This is a genomic window from Nonomuraea sp. NPDC046570, from assembly GCF_040645915.1.
Lineage (GTDB): Bacteria > Actinomycetota > Actinomycetes > Streptosporangiales > Streptosporangiaceae > Nonomuraea.
The window spans coordinates 105,695-116,101 of sequence record NZ_JBEYZF010000009.1 but is presented as its reverse complement, the minus strand read 5'-3'; the positions used below and the strand labels follow the sequence as shown (position 1 = coordinate 116,101).

Annotated in this window: 11 protein-coding genes; 1 reads left to right on the top strand and 10 read right to left on the bottom strand. The window is 70.0% G+C overall.

The genetic code is table 11. From position 1 onward, the window contains the following. Positions 1-5: 5 nt before the first annotated feature. The 5 genes from ABZ911_RS17005 to ABZ911_RS16985 are packed head-to-tail and all read right to left on the bottom strand — an operon-like array spanning position 6 to position 4,199. Positions 6-1,772 carry a nickel-dependent hydrogenase large subunit gene (locus ABZ911_RS17005; RefSeq protein WP_358056102.1) on the bottom strand — a complete coding sequence of 589 codons (1,767 nt, stop codon included), beginning with the start codon at positions 1,770-1,772 and terminating at the stop codon, positions 6-8. Positions 1,773-1,782: 10 nt separating this feature from the next. Beyond that, positions 1,783-2,817, bottom strand: a complete 1,035-nt coding sequence (locus tag ABZ911_RS17000) for a hydrogenase expression protein HypE (RefSeq protein ID WP_358056100.1) — start codon at positions 2,815-2,817, stop codon at positions 1,783-1,785. Continuing rightward, on the bottom strand, positions 2,810-3,448 hold the full coding sequence (locus tag ABZ911_RS16995) for an SIS domain-containing protein (RefSeq protein ID WP_358056098.1): 639 nt from the start codon (positions 3,446-3,448) through the stop codon (positions 2,810-2,812). Before ABZ911_RS16995 ends, ABZ911_RS17000 begins: the two co-directional genes overlap by 8 nt. Beyond that, positions 3,445-3,657, bottom strand: a complete 213-nt coding sequence (locus tag ABZ911_RS16990; RefSeq protein WP_358056096.1) for a HypC/HybG/HupF family hydrogenase formation chaperone — start codon at positions 3,655-3,657, stop codon at positions 3,445-3,447. Before ABZ911_RS16990 ends, ABZ911_RS16995 begins: the two co-directional genes overlap by 4 nt. Beyond that, the gene (locus ABZ911_RS16985; protein ID WP_358056094.1) at positions 3,654-4,199 is read right to left on the bottom strand and encodes an SIS domain-containing protein; all 546 of its coding nucleotides are present in this window, start codon (positions 4,197-4,199) and stop codon (positions 3,654-3,656) included. The genes ABZ911_RS16990 and ABZ911_RS16985 overlap by 4 nt, the downstream gene beginning before the upstream one ends. A 646-nt stretch (positions 4,200-4,845) precedes the next feature. Between ABZ911_RS16985 and ABZ911_RS16980 the strand changes: the two genes are divergently transcribed. Beyond that, complete coding sequence (locus ABZ911_RS16980) at positions 4,846-6,312, top strand: cation:proton antiporter (RefSeq protein WP_358056092.1); 1,467 nt, start codon at positions 4,846-4,848, stop codon at positions 6,310-6,312. On the opposite strand, the gene ABZ911_RS16975 is transcribed toward ABZ911_RS16980, so the two are convergent. From ABZ911_RS16975 to ABZ911_RS16955, 5 genes are read right to left on the bottom strand one after another with little or no spacing between them, the layout of a single operon-like run. Next, a complete protein-coding gene (locus tag ABZ911_RS16975) occupies positions 6,307-7,011 on the bottom strand; it encodes an NAD(P)-dependent oxidoreductase (protein WP_358056090.1) in 705 nt (234 codons plus the stop codon). The two genes, ABZ911_RS16980 and ABZ911_RS16975, sit on opposite strands and share 6 nt — an antisense overlap. Positions 7,012-7,014: 3 nt before the next feature. Then, a complete protein-coding gene (locus ABZ911_RS16970) occupies positions 7,015-7,770 on the bottom strand; it encodes a creatininase family protein (RefSeq protein WP_358056088.1) in 756 nt (251 codons plus the stop codon). Next, positions 7,767-8,735: a Gfo/Idh/MocA family oxidoreductase gene (locus ABZ911_RS16965; protein ID WP_358056086.1), complete on the bottom strand. Its 969-nt coding sequence runs from the start codon at positions 8,733-8,735 to the stop codon at positions 7,767-7,769. The genes ABZ911_RS16970 and ABZ911_RS16965 overlap by 4 nt, the downstream gene beginning before the upstream one ends. Beyond that, positions 8,732-9,508, bottom strand: a complete 777-nt coding sequence (locus ABZ911_RS16960; protein WP_358056084.1) for an amidohydrolase family protein — start codon at positions 9,506-9,508, stop codon at positions 8,732-8,734. The genes ABZ911_RS16965 and ABZ911_RS16960 overlap by 4 nt, the downstream gene beginning before the upstream one ends. After that, a complete protein-coding gene (locus ABZ911_RS16955) occupies positions 9,505-10,368 on the bottom strand; it encodes an NAD(P)-dependent oxidoreductase (protein WP_358056082.1) in 864 nt (287 codons plus the stop codon). The genes ABZ911_RS16960 and ABZ911_RS16955 overlap by 4 nt, the downstream gene beginning before the upstream one ends. Positions 10,369-10,407: the final 39 nt, after the last annotated feature.

The window sequence follows — 10,407 nt, the reverse complement described above, 5'->3', positions numbered from 1 at the left end:
GTCCCCTACAGAGTGGTGAAGGCGTGCGGGCTGTGCAGGCGCCGGAGATCCTTGCCCTGCCCGAGGTACATGTGCACGCCGCACGGCAGGCACGGGTCGAAGCTGCGGATCGTGCGCATGATGTCGATGCCCTTGAAGTTCTCCCGCGAGTTCTCCTCGAAGATCGGCGTGTTGTGCACCGCGTCCTCGTAGGGGCCCGGCGTGCCGTAGGAATCCCGGACGCTGGCGTTCCACGGTGTCGGCGGGTACGGGTGGTAGTTCGCGATCTTCCCGTTCCTGATCACCATGTGGTGCGAGAGAACACCGCGCACGGCCTCGGTGAAACCGCAGCTGATGGCCTCCTCGGGAACCTTGAAGGGCGCCCAGGTCTGGGTACGGCCCGCGCGCACCTCGGCCAGCGCCATCTCGGTGAAGTGCAGGGCGCACGCCGCCGCGTAGGCCTGGAAGTAGGTCCTCGCCCTGTTGCGTTCAATGGTGTTGCTCCACTGCGGGATCTTCCACTCGAACGTCTTCTCGGGCTTGAGCGCCGTCTTCGGCAGATTGATGATCACGCTGTGCCCGGTGGCCTTGACGTAGCCGATGTCGACCAGGCCGGACAGCGCCGTGGACCACAGCCGGGCGAGCGGGCCGCCACCGGTGTCGAGCGCCAGGTGATCGGTCCCGTCGAACCATCTGGGCGACATCACCCAGCTGTAGTTGCCCGAGAAGTCGCGCTTCTGCGGGTGCGGGATCGTGTGCTGGTTCCACGGGTGGCGGATGTCGACCGGATTGCCGAGCGGGTCGTGGGTGACGAACGGCTCCTGGCCCGCCCAGTCGTCGTAGTAGGAGCTGCCGAGCAGGATGCGGATGCCCAGGTTGATGTCGACCAGGTTGTTGGTGACCAGCTTCCCGTCCACCACCACGCCCGGCGTGACGAACATCTTGCGGCCCCAGTCGGCCATGTTCGCGTAGTCGAAGTCGCAGTGTGCGGGGTCGTTGAAGCTCCCCCAGCAGCCCAGCATCACCCGCCGCCGGCCGACCTGCTCGTAGCCGGGCAGCGCCTGGTAGAAGAAGTCGAACAGGTCGTCGTGCATCGGGACGACCCGCTTCATGAACTCCACGTAGCGCATGAGCCGGGTCAGGTAGTCGGTGAACAGTTGCACCGTCGCGACCGTGCCCACCCCGCCGGGGTAGAGCGTCGACGGGTGCACATGCCTGCCCTCCATCAGGCAGAACATCTCCCGCGTGAGGCGGCTCACCTGGAGCGCCTCACGGTAGAACTCGCCCTCCAGGGGGTTGAGCGAGCGCATGATGTCGGCGATGGTCTTGTAGCCGTGCTCGCCCGCGCGCGGGCACTCGGTGCGTTCGGCCATCTCCAGCACGCCGGGGTTGGTCTCGCGCACCATCTTCTCGCAGTAGTCGACCCCGACCAGGTTCTCCTGGAAGATGTTGTGGTCGAACATGTATTCGGCGGCCTCGCCCAGGTTCAGGATCCACTCGCCCAGCGCCGGGGGCGCCACGCCGTAGGCCATGTTCTGCGCGTAGACCGAGCAGGTGGCGTGGTTGTCACCGCAGATGCCGCAGATGCGGCTGGTGATGAAGTGCGCGTCCCTGGGGTCCTTGCCCTTCATGAAGATGCTGTAGCCGCGGAAGATCGACGAGGTGCTGTGGCACTCGGTGACCTCCTTGGTCCTGAAGTTGACCTTGGCGTAGATGCCGAGACTGCCCACGATCCTGGTGATCGGGTCCCAGGCCATCTCGACGAGGTCTGGATCCTGCTCTGAAGTCGTCATATCTCTGCCTTTACCAGGGAGCCTTGTATCCGGTGAGGAGCTCGCGGCCCTTCTTGCGCCACTTCGGCTCCATGTCGACTGTCTTCATCGTGAAACCGCGAAGGGCCCTGATCACGACCCCGTACGCGCCGCTCGCCGTGGCCGAGACGCGGGCGCCGGGGGGCTCGTCCATGAACGGCATGAACTTGTCGGGGAAGCCCGGCATGGTGCAGGCGATGCAGATCCCGCCCACGTTCGGGCAGCCGCCGATGCCGTTCATCCAGCCGCGTTTGGGAACGTTGCACTTCACCACCGGCCCCCAGCACCCGATCTTGACCAGGCACTTCGGGGAGCCGTACTCGGCGGCGAACTGGCCCTGCTCGTAGTAGCCGGCCCGGTCGCAGCCCTCGTGGACGGTCTGGCCGAACAGCCAGGTCGGCCGAAGCGCCTCGTCCAGCGGGATCATCGGCGCCTGGCCCGACACCTGGTAGAGCAGGTAGAGGATCGTCTCGGACAGGTTGTCCGGCTGGATCGGGCAGCCGGGGACGTTGACGATCGGCAGGCCCGCCTTGGACTTCCAGTCCCAGCCGAGGTAGTCGGCCACGCCCATCGCGCCGGTCGGGTTGCCCGCCATCGCGTGGATGCCGCCGTAGGTGGCGCAGGTACCGGCGGCCAGGACGGCCGTCGCCTTGGGCGCGAGCCTGTCGAGCCACTCGCTGGTGGTCATCGGCTGCCCCGTCTCCGGGTTGTTGCCGAAGCCGCACCAGTAGCCCTCCTGCTTGAGCGACTCGTTCGGGATGGAACCCTCGACGACGAGCACGAAGGGCTCCAGCTCGCCCCGGTCTGCCTTGAAGAACCACTCGATGAAGGCGTCGGCGCCCTGCATCGGCCCGCTCTCGAAGTCGATCAGCGGCCAGTGCACGGCCACCTTCGGCAGGCCGGGCAGACCGCCGAGGACGATCTCCTCGATGCTCGGCTGCGTCGCGGCCGTCAGCGCGACGGAGTCCCCGTCGCAGCTGAGTCCGGCGTTGATCCAGAGAATGTGGAGTTCCGGGTCGTCAGTCATGATTCCCCCTTGAGACGGTCAGCTCCCACAGGACCTGGTAGATCGTGGTCTGGGCTTCCTGGATGCGGTGCACCGATGTCGAGGGCACCACGAACAGGTGGTCGATGTCGTCACGCCCTGCCATCTCGCCGCCGCCGTCGCCGACCAGGCCGACGGTGAGCATGCCCCGCGAGGCCGCCTCCTCGAAGGCGCGCAGCAGGTTCGGGGAGTTACCGCTGGTGGAGAGTCCGACGGCGATGTCGCCCCGCCGGCCGAGCGCGGCCAGCTGGCGGGAGAACACCACGTCGAAGCCGATGTCGTTGGAGAGCGCGGTCATGACCGCGGCGTCGCCGGTGAGGGCGAAGGCGGGCAGCCCTCCGGGATGGAGGAAGAGGCCGGCCAGATCCTGGGCGTCGCTGGAGCTGCCGCCGTTGCCGAAGGCGAACAGCCTGCCCCCGGCGGCGAAGGCCGCGGCCATCTCCGCGGCGCACGCGTCGAGCCTGGCGCCGTCCCGGTCCGCGACGGTCCGCCGCAGCTCGACGATCTCCTCGATCTTGGCGATGCTGGACCGCCGCACGTCGTCGAGCACCATCGCCGGGTCCGTGCGCTCCTCGGCGTACAGAAAGGGATAGAGCGACTCCAGCGGGCTCACGGTCCTCCACTCCCCACGACGGCGATCGCCTCTTTGGCATGTACGAGGACCAGGTCGCCCACGGCGGCCTCGACCAGCGCGACGCTGATCTCCTCACGGCCCCGCTCGGTGTCCACGAGGGCCAGGTCGCCCTCCAGCAGGTCCACGACCAGGACGGTCACGGCCTCGTCCGAGCAGGTCACGCAGTGGTGCTCTGCTGAGCAGCTCATCGGATTAGTACCCCCGGCTGCTCGAAGAAGACATGTGTCAACTCCCACAGAAGGTGGTACGTGGTGACGTGCACCTCCTTCACCACCCTGGGATCATCGGACGCCACGGTCAGCGCGTGGTCCGCGGTGATCTCGCCGTCCCCGCCGAGCAGCGCCACCGTGAGCAGGCCCATCTCCCCGGCGACCGCGAGGCCGTGGTGTACGGCGGCGCACCGGCCGTCGAGGGCGACGCCCAGGGCGATGTCCTCGGGTTCGGCGAGATGTCGCAGCTGGTGGGCGAAGATCGCGGCGGGCCCCGACAGGGCGGACACGCCGGTGACCGTGGCCACGTCGGAGGTCAGCGAGATCGCCGGCAGGGCGCGCTTGCCGACGATGACCGGGTGCATGAACTCGACCGCGACGTGCTGCGCGTCGGTGGCGGCGGCGCCGCTGCCGAACACGATGAGTTTGCCGCCGCGTTGAAACCGGGCCGCCATGGCCTGGCAGGCGTCCGCGACCCGTTCGGCGTCGACCGCCAGCCGGCGGGCCGGCGCCGTTCTCATGGCGAAGAGGCGAGCCGCCGACAGTCCGTCCGGACTCCGCGTCATTGCGGATCCCTCCTCAAGCACAGTGTCACCCTATGTATCGAATTTATAACTATACGTAACGAGTGGCAAGGACCGGCGCCGGGGCGGCACCTAGTCGGCCAGGCGAATTTCTGGGCCAGATTTGATCGCGGCGATATCGATGGATGACCCGATGGATACGGTCGGCGTGCGGAGGCGCGGGCCGACAGGAATCAGATCTTCTTCCCGCACGACCGGATCAACGAGACAGAGTCCCCGATAATTACCTCGCGAGAGGCTCGCCGACTTTCCCTCTCACCCGCACACCACAGGCTCGCAACACTCGACATTTGCCCAGATCTGAGAAGAATGTCTAATTGGCCTGCCGCCCGAAATGGGTGGACAATTTACGCTATAAAGCGATAATTCAGGCAGGCTCCGGCTGTATCCCCCGGCCACCCCAAGCGACGTTAACACTAAAAGTCATAAGTAAACCTTGATCACAGCTCGCGAGTGTGAATTTTAGTGCCTTGATTGTCTCATCGCACAGGTGTAAACATAGTGTAACGGCCTTTAATCGCGATCTTTAAATGAATGGTCGACGCGTTCGGTCGGCGGGATGGCCTGGTGTCGCGCAGGAAGGGTGAGACGCCACAAACCCGCCGCCCCCCTTTCCGCGCTGCCGGAAAACAGTTCCCCCACTCATGTCGGTATTGACGGCGAACCGCTCGCTCGGCAATTCGTTCATGAATCGAAACCCGGAGACGCGATGTTATTTCGAACCGCTGATCTCGCGCACCTTCTCCTGGCGCTGACCCTGCTGATCGCGTGTGCCCACATCGTGGGCCACCTGTTCGCCCGGCTCCGGCAGCCCCCCGTGATCGGCGAGATCGTCGGCGGGTTCCTCCTCGGGCCGACCGTGCTGGGCCTGGTCGCCCCGGACACCGCCACCAGGCTGTTTCCGGCGTCCGGGGTCACCTCGGTGGTGATCGGGGCGCTGTACCAGTTCGGACTCATCCTGCTGATGTTCCTGGCCGGCGGCGAACTGCGGATTCCGTCGGGCGGCAGAGAACGCACGCTCGTCGCCTCCCTGAGCGTGAGCGGGTTGCTCATTCCCTTCGGCTCCGCTCTGCTCGTCGCCCAGATGCTCGACTACACCGACTTCTCCGGGCCGCGCGGCACGCCGGTGGTCTTCACGCTGGTCTTCGGTGTCGCGATCGCCGTGACGAGCATCCCGGTGATCTCCAGAATCCTGCTGGACATCGGCATTCTGAACACGGCCTTCGCCCGCGTGGTGCTCAGCGTCGCGGTCATCGAGGACGTCATCCTCTACGTGATCCTGGCCGTCGGACTGGGTCTGGTGCAGGCCAGGTCGGAGAGCGCGTTCGGATTGTGGGCGCTGATCGGAGTCGACTCGGTCGTCTACTCCTCCGTGTACTACATCGTGATGGCGCTCGTCTTCTTCGCGGTGTTCCTCGCGGTGGGCGGCCGGATCTTCCGATGGCTCGCCGCCAACCGGTTCAACGCGCTGGAGCGCCGCAACGCGACCGCCTTCCGGCTCGTCTTTCTGCTCGTCACCGTCCTGATCAGCGTCTCGCTCGGCGTCAATCCGGTCTTCGGCGCACTCGTGGCGGGCATGAGCGTGTCACGCAGCGACACCGCCTCCGGCGTTCAGGAGGGGACGGAGAACGACAAGTGGGGCACGCTCAAACGCTTCTCCCTGGCTTTCTTCGTCCCGATCTACTTTGCCGTCGTCGGACTCAAACTGAACCTCGTCCACCACTTCGACGTGCTGTTCTTCCTCTGGTTCTTCGTCTTCGCCTGCGTGATCAAGTCCGTCAGCATATGGCTGGGTGCCCGGCTGGCGCGCGAGGACAACAAGCGGGCGCTCACGTACGCGGTGGCGATGAACGCGCGAGGCGGTCCGGGGATCGTCCTCGCGACGGTGACGTTCGACGCCCAGATCATCAACGAGAAGTTCTTCGTCGCGCTCGTCCTGCTGTCGGTGTTCAGCTCGCAGATCGCGGGATTCTGGCTCGATCGCCACTACCGCCGGCATTTCGAGAGTCCGGACCCCGTGCCCGCGGAGGACGGCCGAGAAGCCCTATGACCGCCTGGCCCTCGGCCGCCACCCGAGGGCGGTGAAGGCGGGCGTCCAGTCCAGGGTCAGCCGATCGTGGTCGCCGGTGATCGTGTACGCGGCGAAGCCCGGCTCGGTGCGGGCGAGAGCGGCCAAAAAGGCCGCCGCCACGTCGCTGCCCGCGGTCACCAGCTCGCGGCGCTCTCCCCGGTAGGCGTGCCATTCCTCGTCCGGCATCGGCCCGACCAGGCGCAGCGCGGTGACGGCCAGGCCGTGCTCCCGCGAGGCCGCCTCGCACACCTGCTCGCCGAGGCGCTTGGTCAGGCCGTAGGCGTCGGTGGCGTCGGGGGCGGGGTCGGCCGTGTAGTCGCGGGTCGTGTAGTCGGCGAAGACCGACATGCTGCTGGCGTAGACGGCCTGCCGTACCCCTGCCCGGGCGCAGGTCTCCAGGGTGACGTGGGGGCCGGTCACGTTCACCGCGAAGTGGCTGGCCACCCAGGCGGGGCCGTCGCGCCAGCCGGTCTTCCGGCCCATGGCCAGGTAGACGACGGCGTCCTGGTCGCGGGCCGCCTTCTCGACGGCCGCCTGGTCGGTGACGCTGCCCTCGATGAACTCGACCTCGCCCTCCGGCGGCCGCAGGTCCAGCACCCGGACCTGATGGTGGCGGGCGAGGACGGGCACGACCATCCGGCCCACGTCCCCCGCCCCTCCCGCGACGAGCACCCGCACGGCTCAGCCCTCCGTTCCGGCGGCGAAGGCCCTGGCGAACTCCAGCGCCCTGCCGTACGCCGTCTCGACGATCTTCTTGCCCAGTTCGGTGCTCGCCAGCCGGGCGTCGCCCAGCGCGCCGCCCGCCGACAGGGTGTCGTAGGCGAGCGGCAGGTCGACCCTGGGGGTGGGGGGCGCGGCGTGCGGCAGGACCGGCAGGCCGGGGTCGGGCGGGCCGATGCGGTCCGCGCGGACGACCTGCGGGGCCAGCACCATGCCGACCGACGTCTCGCCCTCGCAGGCGTGGCCGTAGCGGGCGCTGCCGACGTGCTCGGCGATGGTGTCGGCGGCGAGCCCCGCCCACATGAGGTGGGCCATCAGCACGCCGTGGTCGCGCCGCAGGCCGCGCGCCGCCAGCCGGACGGCGTCGACGTTGCCGCCGTGGCCGTTGACGACGATGACGCGCCGCAGTCCCGCCGCCGCCAGCGACTCGGCCACGTCGTGCAGGACGGCGAGCAACGTGGCGGGCCGCAGCGTGAGCGTTCCGGCGAAGCCCAGGTGGTGCTCCGACAGCCCGTACGGCAAGCCGGGGCAGAGCAGGGCGTCCGCGCCCAGATCGGCGGCGAGCCTGCGGGCGAACGCCTCGGCGATGGCGAAGTCGGTGTCGAAGGTGAGGTGGCGGCCGTGCTGCTCGGTCGCGCCGATCGGCACGAGCGCGATCTTCGCGCGGCCGAGGGCTTCGGCGGCCTCGTCGGTGACCATGCGGGCGAGTTCGTTCACAGGTTTCCTTCGTTCAGCCGGTGGAGGTGGTCGAGCACGCGCATGGCGGGCAGGACGTCGGCCACGGTGCAGGCGGGCGGGCGTCCCTCGGTGACGGCGGCGAGGAAGTCGCGGTCCTGCCTGGCCAGCCCTTCGCGCTCCATCCGGTCGGCGTCGCCGCAGTCGGCGATCAGCCGGTCGCCGTCGAGCAGCCGCCCGCCGGACAGGTGCAGGGTGCGGTCCTCCGCGATGATCGTCAGGTCGCGGGCGGCCAGCCTGGAGTGGTACGACAGGGCGATCGTGGCCAGGCCGCCGTCCGGGACGCGCAGCACCGCGCCCACGTCCATCGCCCGCCCGCCGGCCTTCCACGGCGGCCCGAGCCCGCCGCTCACCTCGGCGGAGGCGGCGCCGAGGAGCCACAGCGCGGCGTCCACGGTGTGCGCGCCGTGGTGCCAGAGCACGTCGTCGCTCCAGTCGCGGGGCCGCCCGTCCAAGCCGGTGTCGCGCTGGCGCAGCATGAGCGTGCGGGCCACGACGTGCCGCACCCGCGACTCCCCCGCCTCGATCAGCTCCTTCGCCGCGAGGTACGGCGAGCAGAACCGCAGCGTGTGCGCGACGGCGGCGTGCCTGCCCGCCCGCTCGGCGGCGTCGGCGACGGCCCGCGCCTCGGCCAGGCTCAGCCCGGCCGGGATCTCGCAGAGCACGTGCAGCCCGGCCTCCAGCGCGGCGATGGCCTGCTCGGCGTGGACGGCGTGCGGCGCCGCGATGATCACGGCGTCCAGCCCCGGTTGCGCGCAGAGGTCGTCGGCGGTGCGGTGCACCGTAGCTCTGCCGTACCCCTGGGTGGGGTGGGCGGCGGCGAAGGCGGTGGCCTGGGCGAGGTCGGGGCCCGCGACGGCGGCGAGTGTGGCGCCCGCGCCGGTGAGGGCGGCGGCGTGGCGTTCGGCGATGCCACCGGGCCCGATGATCCCGACCCGGACGCTCACGCCCCCGCCTCGGGCAGGCCGAACAGGTGGGCCGTCGCGCGGCCGAGGATCCAGCGGCGGTCCTCCTCGGTGAGGTAGGGCCGCTCCAGCGGGTGGCGCACCGCGGCGGCGTAGTCGCCGGGCCGGGCGTCGGGCCGGTTCCAGTCGCCGCTCCAGGTGACGCGCCTGGCCCCGAACGCGGCGACCGCGTCCCGCAGGAACGGGTCGGCGTCGGGATGCGGGTACGGCGTGCCGCTGTTGGCGTAGAATCCGGCCCACATGGTGTGCGCGCCGGGCCTGGCGGCCAGGTCGAGGAAGCGGCCGAAGTCCCGCCGGTCGGCGGCGGGGTACTCGGTGAAGCCGAGGTGTTCGAGCCGGAAGCGCAGTGCGGGCAGTTCGTCGAGGAGGGCGGCGAACGCGGGGTCGGCGATGTCGCGCAAGGGCCCGCGCACGCTCGCCACCAGCCCCGCGGCCTCGACGGCCCGCCATACCGCCAGCGGGTCGGCTCCGGGTGAGCGGGTCGTGGCCCACAGCCGGATCCCGCCGAAGCGGCCGGTCGCGGCGAGCCTGGCGACGTGCGCGGGCGCCCCGTGGGTGTCGGGCTCGACCATCGCGACGGCGGCGAGGCGGCCGGGATGGGCGGCGACGCACTGCCCGAGGTAGGCGTTGTCGGCGTTGCCGACGAACTGCACCAGCACCGCGGCGGCCACGCCGGCCTCCTTCATCGCGGGCAGGTACTCCTCCAGGGGCGGGTACTTCCACCGCCCCACGTGCACATGCGAGTCGACGATCACCGGGCTCGCTCCATGATCGCGGTGACCAGCGCCTGGGTGCCCCGCCCGCCCCCGCGCCCGGCCCTGGCCCGCTCGGCGAGCTCGGTCACCAGGCCGACGCCCGGCAGCGGGGACTCCCCCGCGGCCTCGCGGACGAGGGCGAGATCCTTGATGAAGTGGTCGAGTTTGAAGCCCGGCTCCAGGTCGCCGGCCGCCAGCCGGGTCCACAGGAAGTCGAACAGCGGTGATCCGGCCACGCCGACGCGCGTCGACTCCCGTACCAGCTCCGGGTCGAGGCCGACACGGTGGGCGAGCGCGTAGGCCTCGCAGACGGCGAGCGTGGCGCCCGCGACGAGGGTCTGGTTGACGAGCTTGGCGAGCTGTCCCGAGCCGGGCGGCCCGTGGTGGACGACGGTGGCGGCGACCGCGGCGAGCAGCGGGCGCACCCTGGCGTACGCCTCGGCGTCGCCCCCGGCCATGATCGACAGCGTCCCCGCCTCCGCTCCGGCGGGCCCACCGCTGACCGGCGCGTCCAGGACCGCGACGTCGCGCTCCGCCCCCTGCTCCGCCAGCCGCCGGGCCAGCTCGGGCGAGGAGGTCGAGCAGTCGACGACCACGCTGCCCGGCGCGGCGTGGGCCAGGACGCCGCCGGGCCCGAGGAACACCTGCTCGACGTCGGCGGGTAACGCCACCATCGTCACGACGACCTCGTTGCCCGCCACCGCCTCCGCCACCGACCCGGCCGCGCCCGCCCCGGCCGCGACCAGCTTCCGCGTACGGCTCGGCGTCCGGTTGTACACGGCCAGCCGATGCCCGGCCGCCAGCAGCCGCCGCGCCATCGGCTCGCCCATGAGCCCGGTGCCGATCCATCCCACCCGCATTGGCCCTCCCGCCTCTCGCCTGGCCCGCACTCTACGACG

Coding starts and splice junctions, on each gene's coding strand:
- ABZ911_RS17005 (WP_358056102.1), bottom strand. CDS start 1,772: ATGACGACTTCAGAGCAGGATCCAGACCTCGTCGAGATGGCCTGGGAC.
- ABZ911_RS17000 (WP_358056100.1), bottom strand. CDS start 2,817: ATGACTGACGACCCGGAACTCCACATTCTCTGGATCAACGCCGGACTC.
- ABZ911_RS16990 (WP_358056096.1), bottom strand. CDS start 3,657: ATGAGCTGCTCAGCAGAGCACCACTGCGTGACCTGCTCGGACGAGGCC.
- ABZ911_RS16985 (WP_358056094.1), bottom strand. CDS start 4,199: ATGAGAACGGCGCCGGCCCGCCGGCTGGCGGTCGACGCCGAACGGGTC.
- ABZ911_RS16955 (WP_358056082.1), bottom strand. CDS start 10,368: ATGCGGGTGGGATGGATCGGCACCGGGCTCATGGGCGAGCCGATGGCG.